14 protein-coding genes and 1 pseudogene are annotated in these 17,085 nt (G+C 66.9%); 10 read left to right on the top strand and 5 right to left on the bottom strand.

Annotation, left to right across the window (positions count from 1 at the left end; translation table 11 throughout):
- Positions 1 to 8: 8 nt before the first annotated feature.
- Genes QBJ89_RS08865 through QBJ89_RS08845 form a run of 5 tightly spaced genes read left to right on the top strand, consistent with a single transcriptional unit; the run spans position 9 to position 3,651 of the window.
- Positions 9 to 692, top strand: coding sequence for a Fe2+-dependent dioxygenase (locus QBJ89_RS08865; protein ID WP_277980154.1), 684 nt, complete (start codon positions 9 to 11; stop codon positions 690 to 692).
- On the top strand, positions 689 to 1,324 hold the full coding sequence (locus tag QBJ89_RS08860) for a PepSY-associated TM helix domain-containing protein (protein ID WP_277980153.1): 636 nt from the start codon (positions 689 to 691) through the stop codon (positions 1,322 to 1,324). Before QBJ89_RS08865 ends, QBJ89_RS08860 begins: the two co-directional genes overlap by 4 nt.
- An 11-nt stretch (positions 1,325 to 1,335) precedes the next feature.
- Entirely contained in the window at positions 1,336 to 1,812 is a 477-nt protein-coding gene (locus QBJ89_RS08855) for a DUF2271 domain-containing protein (protein WP_277980152.1), read from the top strand.
- Positions 1,813 to 1,831: 19 nt separating this feature from the next.
- Positions 1,832 to 2,677, top strand: a complete 846-nt coding sequence (locus QBJ89_RS08850) for a DUF4198 domain-containing protein (protein ID WP_277980151.1) — start codon at positions 1,832 to 1,834, stop codon at positions 2,675 to 2,677.
- Positions 2,677 to 3,651, top strand: a complete 975-nt coding sequence (locus tag QBJ89_RS08845; protein WP_277980150.1) for an FAD:protein FMN transferase — start codon at positions 2,677 to 2,679, stop codon at positions 3,649 to 3,651. The genes QBJ89_RS08850 and QBJ89_RS08845 overlap by 1 nt, the downstream gene beginning before the upstream one ends.
- A gap of 781 nt (positions 3,652 to 4,432) precedes the next feature.
- Here the strand turns inward: QBJ89_RS08845 and QBJ89_RS08835 are convergent.
- On the bottom strand, positions 4,433 to 5,758 hold the full coding sequence (locus QBJ89_RS08835; protein ID WP_277980149.1) for an FAD-dependent monooxygenase: 1,326 nt from the start codon (positions 5,756 to 5,758) through the stop codon (positions 4,433 to 4,435).
- A gap of 588 nt (positions 5,759 to 6,346) precedes the next feature.
- Between QBJ89_RS08835 and QBJ89_RS08830 the strand changes: the two genes are divergently transcribed.
- Both QBJ89_RS08830 and QBJ89_RS08825 read left to right on the top strand, forming a co-directional pair.
- Complete coding sequence (locus tag QBJ89_RS08830) at positions 6,347 to 9,043, top strand: TonB-dependent receptor plug domain-containing protein (protein ID WP_431522523.1); 2,697 nt, start codon at positions 6,347 to 6,349, stop codon at positions 9,041 to 9,043.
- A gap of 54 nt (positions 9,044 to 9,097) precedes the next feature.
- Positions 9,098 to 9,634 (top strand): GNAT family N-acetyltransferase, encoded by a 537-nt coding sequence (locus QBJ89_RS08825; protein ID WP_277980147.1) that lies wholly within the window; start codon positions 9,098 to 9,100, stop codon positions 9,632 to 9,634.
- 551 nt (positions 9,635 to 10,185) lie between these two features.
- On the opposite strand, the gene QBJ89_RS08820 is transcribed toward QBJ89_RS08825, so the two are convergent.
- Complete coding sequence (locus tag QBJ89_RS08820; RefSeq protein ID WP_277980146.1) at positions 10,186 to 10,602, bottom strand: hypothetical protein; 417 nt, start codon at positions 10,600 to 10,602, stop codon at positions 10,186 to 10,188.
- 328 nt (positions 10,603 to 10,930) lie between these two features.
- Here QBJ89_RS08820 and QBJ89_RS08815 point away from each other — a divergent pair, with 328 nt between their 5' ends.
- Complete coding sequence (locus QBJ89_RS08815; protein WP_277980145.1) at positions 10,931 to 11,674, top strand: FadR/GntR family transcriptional regulator; 744 nt, start codon at positions 10,931 to 10,933, stop codon at positions 11,672 to 11,674.
- 251 nt (positions 11,675 to 11,925) lie between these two features.
- Here QBJ89_RS08815 and QBJ89_RS08810 read toward each other — a convergent pair whose 3' ends face one another.
- Positions 11,926 to 13,611 (bottom strand): DUF5597 domain-containing protein, encoded by a 1,686-nt coding sequence (locus QBJ89_RS08810; RefSeq protein ID WP_277980144.1) that lies wholly within the window; start codon positions 13,609 to 13,611, stop codon positions 11,926 to 11,928.
- A 110-nt stretch (positions 13,612 to 13,721) separates the two neighbouring features.
- Positions 13,722 to 15,011: a TonB-dependent receptor domain-containing protein gene (locus QBJ89_RS08805; protein WP_347342826.1), complete on the bottom strand. Its 1,290-nt coding sequence runs from the start codon at positions 15,009 to 15,011 to the stop codon at positions 13,722 to 13,724.
- A 2-nt stretch (positions 15,012 to 15,013) separates the two neighbouring features.
- On the opposite strand from QBJ89_RS08805, the pseudogene QBJ89_RS08800 reads away from it, so the two are divergent.
- Positions 15,014 to 15,550, top strand: a pseudogene (locus tag QBJ89_RS08800) (alpha-glucuronidase); the annotation flags it as partial.
- A gap of 53 nt (positions 15,551 to 15,603) precedes the next feature.
- Here QBJ89_RS08800 and QBJ89_RS08795 read toward each other — a convergent pair.
- On the bottom strand, positions 15,604 to 15,807 hold the full coding sequence (locus QBJ89_RS08795) for a hypothetical protein (RefSeq protein ID WP_277980143.1): 204 nt from the start codon (positions 15,805 to 15,807) through the stop codon (positions 15,604 to 15,606).
- Between the two features lie 47 nt (positions 15,808 to 15,854).
- Between QBJ89_RS08795 and manD the strand changes: the two genes are divergently transcribed.
- The gene (gene manD, locus QBJ89_RS08790; RefSeq protein WP_277980142.1) at positions 15,855 to 17,066 is read left to right on the top strand and encodes a D-mannonate dehydratase ManD; all 1,212 of its coding nucleotides are present in this window, start codon (positions 15,855 to 15,857) and stop codon (positions 17,064 to 17,066) included.
- Positions 17,067 to 17,085 lie beyond the last annotated feature (19 nt).

Genomic DNA, 17,085 nt, shown 5'->3' with positions numbered 1-17,085 from the left:
GCACGCGCATGCTGATCGCCATCCCCGACGTGCTCGACGCCGCCGCGCTCGCGCGGGTCCGCGCGATCATCGACGCCGGCGAGTGGGTCGACGGCAACGTCACCTCAGGGCCGCAGTCGGCGCTCGCCAAGCGCAACCGCCAGCTGCCCGAGGACTCGGCCGCCGCGCGCGAGGCTGGCGGGATGATCCTCGACGCGCTCGGGCGCACGCCGCTGTTCGTCGCGGCGGCGCTGCCGCTCAAGGTCTTCCCGCCGCTCTTTAGCCGCTATGCCGGCGGCGAGGACTTCGGCCTCCACGTCGACAATGCGATCCGGATGAAGCGCGGGACCGACTTCCGCCTCCGCTCGGACCTATCGGCGACGCTCTTCCTAGAGGATCCCGCTGCCTATGACGGCGGCGCGCTGGTGATCGAGGACCAGTTCGGGCCGCAGTCGGTCAAGCTGCCGGCGGGTCATCTCGTCCTCTACCCCGCCTCCAGCCTGCACCGCGTCACCCCGGTCACGCGCGGCGAGCGCGTGGCGAGCTTCTTCTGGCTCCAGTCGATGGTGCGCGACGACGGCGAGCGCCGGACGCTGTTCGAGCTCGATCGCGCGATCCAGGCGGTCGCGTCCGATCGCGGCCAGGGCGACGGCCCGGTGGTGCAGCTCACCGGCGTCTACCACAACCTGCTGCGCCGCTGGGCCGACGCGTGAGCGTCGCGGCACGCAGGCCGGCGGCGAGGCGCTGGCGCTCGTGGTGGCTCAAGCAGCTCCACACCTGGCACTGGGTCAGCGCGGCGGTGTCGCTGGTGGCGATGCTGCTGTTCGCGCTCACCGGGGTCACGCTCAACCACGCCGCCAGCATCTCTGCGACGCCGGTGGTCACCGAGCGCGCCGCGATCCTGCCCGCGGCACTGCGCCACCAGCTCGTCGGCGCGCACGCCAAGGACGCGCCGCTGCCGCTCGCGGTCGGCGAGGCGGTCGCGCGCGCGGTCGGCGTCGATCCGACCGCGCGCGCCGCCGAATGGTCCGATGGCGAGGTCTATGTCGCGCTGCCGCGCCCCGGCGGTGACGCGTGGGTCAGCGTCGACCGCGCGACTGGCGCGATCACCGCGGAGATCACCGACCGCGGCTGGATCTCCTACCTCAACGACCTGCACAAGGGGCGCAACGCCGGCGTCGCCTGGTTCTGGTTCATCGACCTGTTCGCTGCGGCCTGCGTGCTGTTCACGCTGACCGGGCTGCTGCTGCTTCACCTCCACGCACGCCATCGCCGCGCGACTTGGCCGCTGGTCGCGCTGGGCCTCGCCGCGCCGGCGCTGATCGCGCTTTTGCTGATCCACTGAGAGGACTTGCCATGCGCCCTTCCCTGCTCGTGCTCGCCGCCGGCACCATGGCGACCCCCGCCGCGGCGGGCACCGTCAGCGTCACCGTGCCGCGTCTCGCCGTCGCCGAATATCACCGCCCCTATGTCGCGGTGTGGCTCGAACCTGCGGGCGGCGGCGCGGCGCGGACGCTCGCGCTCTGGTATGACGTGAAGAAGAGCGGCGCCGAGCCCGGCACCAAGTGGCTTGCCGACCTGCGCGGATGGTGGCGCAAGGGCGGACGCAGCCTGCACCTCCCCGCGGACGGCATCAGCGGTGCGACGCGACCGCCCGGCGTCCACACCATAACGCTGCCCGCCGCCGTCCGCCCGGGCGCCTATGTCCTCCACGTGGAGGCGGCGCGCGAGACCGGCGGACGCGAGCTGGTCCAGGTGCCGCTCACGGTGCCAGGCGCCGCGCGCGCGAGCGGCAGCCATGAGCTCGGCGCTGTCACCGTCACCGCCCGCTGATCTTGCCGGAGGCCCTCTCATGATCGCACGTTCCCGCTTCCTCGTCGCCGCCGCGCTGCTGGCGCTGCCTGCCGCCGTGTCGGCGCATCGCATGTGGCTGCTGCCGTCGGGCACGATCTTCTCCGGCACCGACGGCTGGGTGACGGTCGACAGCGCAGTGTCGAACGACCTGTTCTACGCCGACCACCAGCCCGGCCGGCTCGAGACGGTGCGGGTCTGGCAGCCCGACGGCACGCCGGGGACGCTCCAGAACGGCGCCACCGGTCGCTATCGCTCAGTTTTCGACGTCCGCCTCGACAAGCCGGGCACCTGGAAGATCGGCAGCGCGATGTCGGGCGTCATGGGCAGCTTCAAGATCGGCGGCGTGGAGAAACGCGTCGGCGGCCGCGGCGGCCCGCCGGCGAGCGAGGGCGGGCCGCGCCAATCGCCGCTGACCGTCGCCGACATCCCCGCCGACGCCACCGACGTGCGCCTGACCGAGACGTTAGCGCGCAACGAGATCTTCGTCACCGCGGGCGAGCCGACCCGCACCGTGCTGCGGCCGAGCGGCAAGGGACTCGAGATCGACTATGTCACCCACCCCGACGAACTGGTCGCGGGCGAGACCACGCGCTTCCGCTTCCTGGTCGACGGCCAGCCCGCCGCCTCGCTCAAGGTGACGTTGGTGCCCGGCGGCAAGCGCTACCGCGACGCCGAGGGCGCGCGCGAGCTGACCACCGCGGCGGACGGCACGCTCGCGATCGACTGGCCGGGCGCGGGCATGTACTGGCTCAACGCGACGCTGACCGACGCGCGCGCGACCGCGCCGCGCGCGACGCAGCGGCGGATGAGCTACAGCACCACGCTCGAGGTCATGACACCCTGATGCTGGCGCCCCGGATCGCGCTGCCGCCAGCGATCGATCCGGCGGCGCTGGCGCCGCACGATCCCGCCGCGCGGGTTGAGCTGGTCGAGGGCGAGACGATGGGCACGACGTGGCGCGTGCGCTACGCCGGCCGGGTCTCGCCGGGGGCGGTCGCCGCCGCGATTACGGCGCGGCTCACCGCGCTGGTCGACCAGATGAGCCATTGGGAGCCCGGCTCCGCGCTGTCGCGCTTCAACGACGCGCCGGCCGGCAGCTGGCACGAGCTGCCGGCGGACCTCGCGCGCGTCGTCGACCTGGCGCTCGCGCTGGCGGCGCGTAGCGAGGGCGCTTTCGATCCCGCGATCGGCGTACTGGTCGACATCTGGGGCTTTGGACCACCAGGTGCGCGTGTTGCGCCAGCACCGTGGGAGATCGCGGAGGCGGTCGCACGAAGTGGGTGGCGCCGGCTGACGTGGGACGCGCCGCGGCGACGGCTGCGCCAGTCCGGGGGCGTTCGGCTCGACCTCTCGGGCATCGCCAAGGGTTATGCGGTCGACGCCGTCGCCGATCTGCTGGGCGAGTTGGGCGTGCGCCACTGCCTCGTGGAGATCGGCGGCGAGCTCGTCGGTCGCGGGTGGCGTCCCGACGGCGACCCCTGGTGGGTCGACGTCGAACCGCCCAGCGGAGCGGACGTGCCGCCGCTGCGCGTGGCCGCGCATCAGCTCGCAGTGGCCACTTCCGGGACGTACGTCCGCGGCGCGCACAATCTCGACCCGCGCACCGGCGCGCGGCCCGCGCACGTCGCCGTCTCTGCCAGCGTGATCGCGCCGAGCGCGGCGCTGGCCGACGCGCTCGCCACGATCGCGCTCGTTGCCCCACCCGCAGAGGTGATGGCGCTGGACTATCCTATTCGTTTGATCGTCAGGACCAACGACAGCTATCAGGAGCTGCTCTCGCGTCGACTCGCAGGGATGCTCACATCGGAGGATTGCTGACGATATCGTTGGAAGACGGCCCGTGTATCAGTTTTGCGAAGCCTTTGAGACCCAATACCGGTTACTCAGAGCGATCTGCCCGCCGTCCAAATTCAGCCATTCGCTCATAATTAGTAGGTCCTAACTCCCCGATAAGAACGAGTGATATTCCCGCTGCAGTCGTGAGTTCGCCGAAACTTGGCAGCACGCCTCCGAGCACCCTTCTCCTCACTGATGCGCTGCCGGAGAGCGCCACCACGCAGGTCGCCGCTCTTCAGCGCGCGCGAGAACCAATGAGGCCTTAAAACTGCGCGCGAACGCCCAAACTCACACGACTTCCGGACGCTTCGTAGGTGGTCGGAAATGAGTGATCCATCGTGTACCCGGTGGTCTTCGCGTCACCGACGTTGATGCCTTGCAATTCGACTTGGACGTTGGGCGTCAGCTGGTAGCTGGCCGCCACATCGAACTGACCGTACGCGTCGCGATAGACCGCATATATGTTGCGTTGGTGTTGTCAAAGCAACTGCACCCAGCGCGACATAGACGAGTTTCTATCCCGTTTGCTTACTTAAGGGCAGGCAAACGAAGGCAATCTCGAAACTCGCCCGAGAGAGCTCGCGGCACTGACAGCCTTAGGATAGTAGCTGAAGCGCCCCGCGGTGCACAAGCCTTCGCCCGCTCGCGGAGCCGGGGCGTTTGGTTTGACAGGGCCCTCCACGCGTGTCTAGCCGGCGCATCAGCGCGATCTCGCGCTGACAGAACAAGCAGTCGCCGTCGTGCCAAACCGTGACCCTGTTGATCACCCTGCAGCCCGACCGTCACGACGGCTGCGCGCGACAAGCAGGGTCGCGACGCTGAGCCCGGCGACGAGCCCGAGCAACGGCAATAGGCGGTTCGGCGGGAACTCGTCCGCGGCGGTCGTTAGCGCTTTGGACGCCGGAGGGTCGTAGCGTGACAGGTCAACGTCCTTCGAGCGGCCGCCGAACAGCTTGCTGGCGACGCCGCGCACTGCGGGGCGGCTCGCCAAGTTCAGAACGCCGTGGAGCAGCCGGATGCCGAGCTGGCTGTGCGGGTTGGCCAGTCGCGGCGCGATCTTGGGTACGCCCTGTGCATCCTCGACCATTGGCCGCATCGCCTGCTCATAGGCCGCCAGCGCCGCCAGCACCTCGGTCGAGCGGATCAGCTCTTGGGCCAGCACATAGGCGCCGGTGACCGCCAGGGTCGTGCCGTAGCCGGCGATCGGTGTCGCGCACCAAGCGGCGTCGCCGGTCAGTACGAGATACCCCTTCGACCAGCGCGGCATCCGCACCTGGCGCAGGACGTCGAAGTAAAAGTCGTTGGTCGTTTCCATGCCGGCCAGCACGCGCGCACTTTGCCACCCCGCATCGGCGAAGCGCTCGCGCAGCCCCGCCTTCTGGCGCTCGACATCCCAATCCTGCTCGCCCTTCGGGGGCTGCTGCACCGACAGCATCGCACGCGCGGTACCGTACCGATCGGGGCGGAGCGACACGCTGCGGCCGCCAGGTGCGTTGTACCAGCGCCACAGGCGGTCGTCGCCCGACTGTCGCGGGATGGTGAAGTAGGCGATCGTCAGGTCCATCCAGCGCGGCGCGTTCTCACCCGGGAAGACCAGCTCCCGCGTCTGCGACCCGACGCCCTCAGCGACGATGACCAAGTCGTATCGCTCGGTGATGCCGCCAGCGAACTTGACGGTCGCGCCGTCTTCGTCCTGCGCAACATCCGCGATGCTGTCGCCGAACCGGTACGTCGCATTGTCCTTCGCCGGCTCGTAGAGCAGGCGAGCCAGATCGCCTCGCAGGATCTCCATCTCAGCAGTGGGTCCGTCGGTGCCCGTGTCGGCGGTGAGGGACTGGGCGACAACCGCGCCGTCCTCCCGGACCCACGCCGTCCCCTTCTCGCCGGTGCCCTGCTCCAGCGCGGTCTGCTCCAGTCCCATTCGGCGAAGCACCTCGCGGCCGACTCCACGCACGTCGATGTTCTGGCCGCCATCGCGAAAGCCGGATGCTCGTTCGACCACGGTAACGTCAAAGCCAGCACGCCCAAGCCACCAAGCGACGGTGTTGCCGGCGACGCTGGCGCCGGTGATCAGGACACGACGGGACATCAATTTGCTACTCCTCGCTTACCCAACGAACGACGGCGGATAAATCGCCCTCAGAACCTACGTGGCTAACATGAGCGCAGGGCGAAGCCGGCGGCATCACAAGGACCCATAGTCGGACGTTCAGGGCCGTGTGGCGCCCTTCCAACTTCGGACGCTTGTTCATCTCACCGATCAACCCCCACGGCTTTCCGCACAACTGTCCAGCTAACTTGATAGGGCGCTAACGGACGGTAGTCAGGGTGCTGCTTGGCTATACCTCAAGAGGACCACGGCTGGGCCAACCCATAAGTAGTCGATCCGAAACATCTGAACGGCTTCCACGTTCGGCCATTCGTCCGTTCCAATGCTCGCAGAAGTCGTGCGACATATCTGCAACACAAATCAGCGTTGCGAGCAATCCTGGTAATTTATCGGTTGTCGAACGGCCGTCCCTACGCCCACTCTCTGTGCCAGCGGCACGCGTCAACGAGGCCGCAGACATCTGCAGGGCTGATCATCACGCGTTCTGGCGCGCCGGGCTGAAACCGGCGGCGAAGGGCGGGAACGTCGGGAAGGGAGCCTGAGAGCCACTCGTCACAGGGGCCTCAGATGATCAGACACATGACCTCGACCGTCGCACTCGCGTTCTCCCTCGTAGCAGCGCAAGCGGCGCAAGCGGCGCAAGGAGAAGGAATCACGACGAGCGAAGCGGTGCCGAGCGCACCGCAGGCGGACGTGCCGCAGGACACGTCAGCCTCAGCGGGCACGGCCGCGACCGTCCAGCCCGAGACCGACATCGTCGTGCTCGGCACCCGGCGCACCGACCGCACGCTGACCAACTCGCCCTCGCCGGTGGACGTGATCAGCGCCGCGGAACTGACGACCCAGCCGGCCACCAACATGGTGGACCAGCTCAAGAACATCGTGCCCTCCTTCTACGCGGGCCAGAACACGATCTCCGACGCCTCCACCTTCGTGCGCTCGCCGTCGCTGCGCGGCCTCGCCGGCGACCAGGTGCTCGTCATGCTGAACGGCAAGCGCTACAATCGCTCGGCGCTGGTGCAGGTCTACGGTGGCAGCGACACCGGCCTTGGTCGCGGCGCACAGGGGCCGGACATCTCCGCCATCCCCTCGCTCGCGATCGGCAGCCTGCAGGTGCTGCGCGAGGGGGCGACGGCGCAATATGGGTCGGATGCGATCGCCGGCGTGCTCAACTACGGCCTGCGCGAGAACCAGGGTCTCGAGCTCGTCGGTCGCGCCGGCCAATTCTACGCCGGCGACGGCGAGAGCTACCAGATCGCGGGCAACGCTGGCGTGAAGGGCGACTGGGGCTTCATCAACGTCACCGGCGAGTACACCGACGACGGCCAGACCAGCCGCGGCCGCACGCGGCCATCGGCAGCCAATTTCGCGCAGAACTTTCCCGATCTCGCCTCGCAGCTGCCGAACTACCCGCTGCCCGCGCAGATCTGGGGCAGCTCGCCGATCCACGGCTTCAAGGCGGTGTACAACTCGGCCATCAACGTGACCGAGACCAGCAAGCTCTACGTCTTCGCCAACTATGCCGAGAGCAAGGGCAACCAGAGCTTCAACTATCGCGCCTCGGTCTCGAGCACGGCCACCGACACCACCGGCGTCGTGCGCAACCAGGGGGCCAACGGCGCCTTCAACAACACCTTCTTCCTGACCCCCTGCCCGGCCAGCAGCGCCACCTGCCCCACCGGCGGCTTCGTGCGCGACGGCAACACCTTCCGCTTCGCCAACCTCTACCCGGCCGGCTTCACCCCGCGCTTTGTCGGCGAGACCCAGCAAGTCTACGGCGTGCTCGGCTACAAGGGCACCGCCGGCGCCTTCAGCTACGACGTGTCGGGCACGCTCGCGCGCAACAAGCTGTCGCTCTCGATGTACAGCTCGGCCAATTTCTCGTTCGGCCCCGACACGCAGACCAGCTTCGATTTCGGCGAGCTCATCCAGAAGGAGACCAACTTTAACGCCGACTTCACCTACGCGGCCGATCTCGGCCTGGCCGCGCCGCTGACGATCTCCGCGGGCGCCGAGTATCGCGAGGAGACCTACGCCCAGACCGCGGGCGACCTGCAATCCTATGCCGCGGGTCCTTACGCGGTCGCGCAGCAGCTCTACACCCAGACCGCGCCGGGCGTGTACAGCTTCTCGGGCACGACCGCGGCGCAGGGCGTCGGCGCCAGCGGCTATGCCGGGACCAGCCCCGAGACGGCGGGGCGCTTCAACCAGAAGGCGTATGGCGCCTATGTCGGCTTGGAGACCGACCTCACCGAAGCGCTGACGGTGGGCGCCGCGGGGCGCTACGAGCATTACAACACCTTCGGCGACGCCTGGGTCGGCAAGGTCAACGCGCTCTACAAGTTCGCCGAGGCCTTCAAGATCCGCGGCAGCGTCGGCACCGGCTTCCACGCTCCCTCCCCGGGCCAGTCGAACGTCTCGATCGTGACGACCTCGTTCAACAACGGCGTCGCGTTCCAGAGCGGCACCTATCCGACCAACACCGCGGTGGCGCAATATTACGGCGCCACGCCGCTCACGCCGGAGAAGTCGACCAACTACGGGCTCGGCTTCATCCTGGAGCCGGTCAGCGGCATGACGATCACCGTCGACGGCTATCAGATCAACCTGCGCAACCGCATCGGGCTGACCTCGCCCTTCATCGTCTCGGCGGCGGACCTGGCGGCGCAGCCCGCGCTGCTGCCGGTCGGCGTCGATGGCCAGGTGCAGTATTTCACCAACGGCTTCCGCACGCGGACGCGCGGCATCGACGTGGTGGGCACCTGGCGAACGCAGCTCAGCGAGGCGCTGCTCAACTTCTCGATCGCGTACAATTACAACGAGACCAAGGTGACCGACTATGACGAGCGGGTGGTGAGCACCGCACAGCTGATCGACGCGGAGAATCTCGCGCCCAAGCACCGGGTGGTTTTTAACGGCAACTGGTCGCTGGGCAACCTCAGCTTCAACGTGCGCGAGAACTATTACAGCTCCTTCACCAGCGCGCAGGACTATGGGCAGACCGACGGCGTCGCCAACCAGGTGTTCGGGGGCAAGTTCACCACCGACCTCGAGCTGAGCTACACCTTCGCCGAGCACGTGACGCTTTCGGTGGGTGCGCAGAACTTCACCGACGAGCACCCCGACCGGCTCGCCCCGACCTCGACGGTGCAGATCTACCCGCTCACCGGCGGGACCTCGGATGGGCAGGTGTACCCGCGCAACGGCGGGCCGTTCGGCTTCAACGGCGGCTTCTACTACACCCGCCTGCGGGTGAAATACTGACGGCACGTGGCGGGGCGGCTTGCCCGCCCCGCCCCAACCGGCGAGGATTGCTCGATGGATCTCACCCACCGCGCCGCCACGCTCGACGACCTCGACGAGATCCGTGTCGTCGTGCGTCGCGCGATCGAGCAGCTGCAGGCAGACTTCCTCACGCCCGAACAGGTAGCGGCCAGCCACCAAGTGATGGGCGTCGACACGCAGTTGCTACGTGACGGTACCTACATCCTTCTCCTCGCCGGCGACCGAATCGCCGGCTGCGGCGGGTGGAGCTATCGCCGGACGCTGTTCGGGGGAGATGCCAGCGTGATCACGCGCGAGCCGGAGACGCTGGATCCATCGATCGATGCGGCGCGTATCCGCGCGATGTACACCGACCCCGCTTTTACGCGCCGCGGCATCGGCAGACGCGTGCTCCAGCTGTGCGAGCGGGCAGCCTGGGACGGTGGGTTCCGGCGAGCGGAGATGATGGCCACGATGGCGGGCGAGCCGCTGTACCGCTCGTGCGGCTATGTCCGGCTGGAGGAGCCGATCGCGGCGGAGGCTGGGGACGCCGCGGTTCCGCTCGTAAGGATGGGAAAGTTACTGACATGATGACTTAGCTATCGGATCAGCCCGGACATCCGGCACTAGGCGCCGCTAAAACCAGCTGCCCGGAATCAAAGAGCACAAGTGAGAGGACCCAAATCCGACGTTTAACCCGCCAGCCTGACCGACCCTAGTCGGACGTTCAGGGCCAGTTTGCCGCTTCTCGAAAGCGGACGTTGGTTCAGGTCGGAATCACACCTGCTAACGGGCGCAATGGTGCTGTCAAAGCAACTGCACATCTCCGAATGAAGGTGAGCTTCTACCCCGTTTGGCTGATCCTCAGCAGGCGAACGGCAGCCCGTCTCGGGAAATACCAAGGAAGCTCGCGACACTGACAGCGGGGCCACTATAGCTTAGTTCCTCGACAACGCCAGCCAAACTCGGCTCTGGGCGCGCCGGTACATTGGTTTGACAGGACCGCAGCGCCTTAAACGCCTCGTCCAGGCGAGCGGCGTCGCGCGCGTCGGGCTGCGAGGGCGCCGGGTAACGAGCCGGTGCGAACATGATGAGCAAGGGTACACGCCCTTTTGCGCTGGCCGGCAGGACGAGCGTGGCTCTTAAATCGACCGCGATCTGCGGCGCCGCTCGGTTGTCGAGGTGGCCGACCAGCTGTTGCGCGAGCGCTGGCCGGCCTCCGATGAACTCACGATCGGTGCTGTGACCTCACGCTCGAACAGTTCAACGAGCTCAGGGCGGCGCTCCCGCTTCCACATGGCCGCGCTGGTCACCGGGCGCCCATCCGCCATCGTCATGAGATCGGGCCAGACCGGATAAGGATTCGCCTTCGCAGGATCGTAGTTGGCCGCGTTCGGCGCGTCCGGATCGCCGCTGAGGCCCGGTCGCAATTGCACGATGCCCAGTTGTCGCATCATGTCCTGATGGTCCTGCTCGGCCGTCGTGGGTGCGTCACCGGCCGCCGAGAGGAACAAAGCCGCCAGCAGCAGCCCGCCCGATCGCCAACTACCTAGCGGCATCCGCTACTCTCCTAGGGCGCTCGTTCTCACCGACCGGAAAGGTACCGCCCGCTTGTAGCACTGCAAGTCCGGCTGGCGTTCTGCAGATGCTCGCCGTTCGGACGCGTTCCCACCCACCGCGCAAGCGACTCTGACGTGGCAAACGGGAGCAAAGCGGCATCCCTGCAACTCAAAGCGGCTTCGAGATTGTCGGACGACGTGGTAAGGCCGGCAAACGGCGGATGATAGCGCGCGCGAGACCGACATCCGGAGCACGCCGCGCCGTAGCGAAAGGGACAAAGAGACGTTGACAGCGGAAGGATCGAGGGTTGTTCCCGAGCGACTGTACATGCAAGTCGCACGTCGTCTGCAGCAGTCGATCCGCTTGGGTCACTACCCGGTGAATAGTCGTCTGCCCTCTGAGCGCGAGCTCGCGGATCTCCTCGGCGTGAGCCGACCGACGGTTCGTGAGGCAATCATCGTTCTCGAGTTGCGCGGCGTGGTTGAGATGCGTCACAGCACAGGCGTCTACGTCATCGCAACGGAGCCCGAGACGACGACACCAGACCTGACGGACAATGTCGGCCCCTTCGAGGTAACAGAGGCACGACGCCTATTCGAAGGTGAGACTGCGGCCTTGGCCGCCGGCACGATTAACGAGGCCGAGCTGACCGAGCTGGAAGGCCTCTTGTCGCAGATGGCCGACAATGGATTAGATTCGACGATCCGCGAGCGGGCAGATCGCGATTTTCACCTGACCTTAGCTCGATCGACGCACAACGAGGCCATCGTCAGTGTCGTACAATCGCTTTGGGACAAGAGGTACAGCTCGCCGTTGTGCGTCTATCTTTTCTCGCTCGCGAGGCAGATCGGGATCCAGCCACCAGTGGAAGACCATCGGCGGATCCTCGCCGCGCTACGGGCTCACAATTCGGATGGGGCTCGTGAGGCGATGCAGGCTCACCTGACACGCGTCACGGAGAGTCTCTACCGCGCGACGGAGCACGATGCCCGCGAGCGCGCGAGACTGAAGATGGATGAACGTCGGCACGTTTTCGCGCGTCGCGCCGGCGTGGCCGAGCCGGCAGAATGACCATGCCGGCATCGGAAGGAATCCGTCGCGGAGCCCTCGCACTTTCAGCAGACGAGGGACCCGCCCGCAGCGAGCGGATCAGGGGAGCGCACATGGTTGGCTGCGCCCGATCATTGACGATCGATGCGGAAGGCTCTCACGATCAAGCCCTTGCATCGTAGCTACAACAAACGCGCGCGCGACGGCTTCAAGACCTTGCCGCACGTAGGCCGGCCACTCGCCGTCCACATCGATGCAGGGTGGCGGCCGCCTCAGCGATAGCGGTAGAGCCGAAGACGATAAACCTTCCTGTCGCCAGCATCCTTTGAAAACAATCGGAGAGACTGCCCCTGGCCCGTCTCGTCGCCATTCAGCCGTCGACCGCTGACGGACTGACCGTCCCGGAAAGTCTGCTCGTCGATGCTGTCGACGCCGACGATCGGAAAGCCGGGGCGATCCGTGGTGAAACTTAGCTGCGCATCGCCGCTGCCCACGACCAGGAACTCGTCAGGGGCGGTCTGCAGGAACATCGCTGCCACCCGACTGGTCTGATCGACGTCGCCCTTCGCCCCGCCGGCACGGGTCATGTTGACGATGTAGTCGCCGACGCGGCCGCGTCCGGCGCGCTGCGCTCCGCCTTCCATCAGCACGGTCGTGAGCCCACCTTCCACCTGCTTCTGCAGGATCATGGGCGCGAGAGGAGCAAGCTGGCCGTAAAGCGCTGTCATCGCCGGGTCGCCCTCGCCCGCCGCACTGAGCCCGATACTCGCGTCTCCCTGCAACACGACGCCCTCCCCATCGATCCCGAATGGCGAGAAGCCGACGGCGCCCAACGTACCGAAGCTATAGAGCGCGTTCGCCGCCCCGACCGGACCGCCGCGAGCTTCCGGCACGAACAGGGGGTTATCGGGTCGCGTGTATTGCGACGCCCAGCTGGCGTAATCCTCGAAGTAGATGTCAGGTGCCAGGAAGTCGAGCGATGGCGCGCCCGCCTTATAGACATCAATGGCAAAGGGCAGCGGACCGCCAGAATTGTACTGGCCTGGCTCGTAATTGGGCCGGATCAGTGCCGCGTTGGTGAACATGGGAAGCTGGTACTGCGCCTTCCCCGCCGAAGCGACGCCTTCAATGAAGGTCGCGTAAGCCCATGACATGAACAGCGAGTCGGTCATCGACTGATCGCCGAAAACCTCGCGCCACGTTCCCGCAGTGCGGGCTCCAGCAGTCTCCCAGGCGGTGCGCAACGTCGGGTGCAACGTGGACCGGTTCGCCGCGAGGTAGCGCAGGAGCGGCTCGGGCACGGGTGCGGCCAGCGCGGCATCGGCGGCCGCCGAATGGTCGCGCGACTCCGGAATAACGCCGACCTCATTCTCGACCTGGACCATCAGAACGGTGTGCTGCGCCCCGTCGACGGCACGAAGGTGCCGCATCAGTTCGCCGAACGCGCGCGCATCCGCGCCCTTCGTGGTCGTCGAGAACGGCGACAGCCGCTCGGTTCCACGTCCATCGCTGGTCTGTGCGCGCGCGAACCGTGTTTGATCGCGCTTCACCCATGCAGGCACATAGCTCGAATATGTATTCTTCCACGCACCAAACCAGAGGAGAACCAGCCGAAGGTTCTGCGCGCGCGCGCCTTTTAGCAAGCCGTCGACGTTGCTGAAGTCAAAGCGGCCCTCCTGCGGCTCGATCGTCTCCCACGCCACGGGTGCGAGCACCGTGTTGAGGTTCATCGCTTTCAGCCTGGGCCAGATCGGCGCCATGTAGGCGAGGTCGCTACTGCTCGAATTGTGGAGTTCGCCGCCCAGCACGAGGAACGGTTTGCCGCCGACGATCAGCTGCGTTGCCTTGCCGCGCCGCTCGAGGTGCGGTGCGCCCGCGGACTGCGCCTCGGCCACCGTGCCTACGAGCAAGGCGATGCCAGTCAGGATTATTCGGGTGACGGAGAACAGGCTGAACATCGCAGCTCCTCAAGCGGACCTCGCAAATCAACAAAGGGACCGGCCCCTTGTGGGAGGCCGGCCTAGCAACGGCACATCTCGGAGAAGGAGTCGAGACCCGCCGGAACCGCTTAGAAGCTGGCGCGCAGGCCAAAAAGGACCTGCCGCCCGGGATAGTAGACGTTGTACGTGGCATTGTCGTAGCCGAAGGTCGTGCGGATCGGCGCGTTGGTGAGATTGAGCATGTCGAGCGTGAGCCGCACTGCCTTGTTCATGAAGGGCAGCTGGTAGCCGGCTGACAGGTCGAGCTGGCCGCGCGCATCCGCCAGAAGACCCAGCGGGAGGTTGTTCTGCGGCGCGTTGGCCGCGATTACCCCGCCCTGCCAGACGTAGTTGAGGCTCAGCGACAGGCCATAGTTCTCGTAATAGCCCTGGAGATTGTACTGCCAGCGCGGGACGCCAGCGGCGACGAGCCCGCTGTCGGACTTCTGCGTGATGTGCGTGCCGTTCGCCTGGAAGCCAAGCCCCTTGAAAACGAAGTCGAGCGGCTGGTTCCACGTCCCCTCGATCCCCTTGATCACGAGGTTGTTGAGATTGACCGGCAGGTTGACCGTGATCGGCACCGCTGACACGGCGACGCCCGAGGCGGCGGCACGGTCGAGCAGCGCCTGGCGCTGCGTCGCCTGTAGTGCGTCAACAGGGATGTTGAGCTCGGAGAAGGGCGTCGCCTGCTGGATGGTGGCGGTGAAGCCGTTGATGCTCTTGCGGAAAAGCGCCACGCCGATGTAGCCCGCACCGCCCGTGTAGAACTCGCCTCCGACGTCGATGTTGTCGGACGTGTATGGCTGTAGCGCAGGGTTCCCTGCCGTGGCGATCTGCGCGCTCGGGTCGGAGAAGGTGACGCCGGGCAGGATCGAGCCCGCGTCAGGCCGCGTCAGCGACTTGGACACGGCGAAGCGCAGCTTCACATTGTCCAGCACGTCGTAGCTGAGGTTCGCCGATGGCAACACCTCCTCGTAGTTCGAGTCGGCAACAATATCGACTATGGCGGTGCCGATCTGGCTGGGGCCGACGACGTGCTGCTTGGTGTAGGTGTAGCGGAAGCCCGCGTTGGCGCGCAGCTCGCGGCCGAACAGCTCGGACGTACCGTTGATCTCGGCGTAGCCACCGTAGACCTTCTCGTCGATGTCCCCGGTCGACCCGCCCGTCACCGCACCGCGGGTCTCCGGTGCATTGTCGCGGAACTGCGCGTAGTTCGTCACCTCCTTCAAGCGATCGAGGTCGGGCACGATGAAGCTCGTAACGCCGAAGGTGCCGCGCGACAGGTGGCCGAAGTTCGTCGCCGAGGTGCGCATCAGATATTGCGGGATCGCACTCGTGGGCACGCTGCCGGTGTTGCCGGTGCACGGACTGCCGCACACCGACCGGCCACCATTACGGCCCCGGCCCCTGGGTCAGCGATCTGAAGCGCCCCGAGTGGAACCCGGTCTATTACCATCGCGCCGACAAACAGGGGATCGGCTTCGACCGCACGCGCTCGGGCAGCGACGCGGTGGCGCAATATGCCCCCGAGGTCGCGAAGCGGCTCGCTGACCCTGCCACGACGCCAGAGCGCGAGCTGCTATGGTTCCATCACGTTTCGTGGGACCGGCGCATGGCCTCGGGCAGGACGCTGTGGGAAGAGCTGGTCGCGCACTACGACCGCGGCGTCGCCACCGTCGGCACGATGCGGGTCACCTGGCAGCGGCTGCGCCCGCTGGTGGACGCCGAGCGCTGGGGCAAGACCGCGACCTATCTCGCCATGCAGGAGCGCGAGGCGCGCTGGTGGCGTGACGCGAGCCTGGCCTATTGGATGTCGGTCAACGGCCGCGCGCTGCCCGCCGGCACCGCGCCGCCCGAGCACGACCTTGCCTGGTACAAGGCGCAGCGATTCCCCTACGCGCCGGGCCACCCGGAATGACGTCGATGAGGAGACGGAGGATTGACCTCGGTCGTCACCTGTACGGCCGCACCTCAAACGACGAGTACGTCATAGCGTGCGTAGATGCGGCGAAAAAGCTTGCAGCAAAAGTAGGCAGTCGTGCTCATGCACCAGCCGCGGCAGCGATGCTCACAAGCCGCAGCATCGCCGCAGACCGCCGCTGCGCAACTGAATTTTAAAAACAGTACCGGCAAATTGCGCTTCTCTTGAGGATCCACAACCAACAGCTCAGCCATAGAGAGACGTACTGTGGACTTTGCAACGCCGATGTTATAGGATTACTATGCCCGTTATCACGGACGCACGCGTCATCATCACCTCGCCGGGGCGCAACTTCGTCACCCTCAAGCTCCTCTGCGACGACGGCACCATGGGCGTCGGCGATGCCACGCTTAACGGTCGCGAATTGGCGGTGGCGAGCTACCTCGCCGACCATGTCGTCCCCTGCCTGATCGGTCGCGACGCGCACCGGATCGAGGACATCTGGCAGTATCTCTACAAGGGCGCCTATTGGCGTCGCGGGCCGGTGACGATGAGCGCGATCGCCGCGGTCGACGTCGCGCTGTGGGACATCAAGGGCAAGCTCGCCGGCCTACCGCTGTACCAGCTGCTCGGCGGCGCCAGCCGCGAGGCGTGCCTGGTCTATTGCCACGCCAACGGCACGACGATCGAGGACACGGTCGCGACAGCGCTGGCGTACCGTGACGAGGGCTATCGCGCGATCCGGCTGCAGTGCGGCGTTCCCGGCCTCGCCTCGACCTACGGCGTCGCCAAGCCCGGCCAGCGCTACGAGCCCGCCGACGCCGCGCTGCCGAGCGAGGCGGTCTGGTCGACGGAGAAGTATCTCCGCGTCGTGCCCGAGCTGTTCGCCGCCGCACGTCAAGCGTTGGGGCCCGACATCCACCTGCTCCACGACGTCCACCACCGGCTCACCCCGATCGAGGCGGCAAGGCTCGGGCGCGACCTTGAGCCCTATCGCCCTTTCTGGATCGAGGACCCGACCCCCGCCGAGCAGCAGGAAGGCTTCCGCCTGATCCGGCAGCACACCACCACGCCGATCGCCGTGGGTGAGGTGTTCAACTCGATCTGGGACTGCAAGACGCTGATCGAGCAGCAGCTGATCGACTATGTGCGGGCCACGATCGTCCACGCCGGCGGCATCACGCACCTGCGCCGCATCGCCGCGCTGGCCGACCTCTACCAGGTGCGCACCGGCTGCCACGGCGCGACCGACCTGTCGCCGGTGACGATGGCGGCGGCGCTCCATTTCGGCCTCTCGGTGCCGAACTTCGGCGTGCAGGAGCATATGCCGCACACCCTCGAGACCGACGCGGTCTTCCCGCACGCCTATCGCTTCGAGGACGGTCGCATGCACCCGGGCGACGCGCCGGGGCTGGGGGTCGACATCGACGAGGAACTGGCGGCCGGCTACGATTATAAGCGCGCCTATCTGCCGGTGAACCGGCTCGAGGACGGCACTTTGTGGAGCTGGTGACGGGCGCGGGACACAAGCG

Origin of the sequence: Sphingomonas phyllosphaerae (assembly GCF_029623345.1) — a bacterium.
Classification (GTDB): domain Bacteria; phylum Pseudomonadota; class Alphaproteobacteria; order Sphingomonadales; family Sphingomonadaceae; genus Sphingomonas; species Sphingomonas phyllosphaerae_C.
The sequence above is the reverse complement of the archived record's forward strand: the minus strand, read 5'-3'. Positions and strand labels throughout refer to the sequence as shown.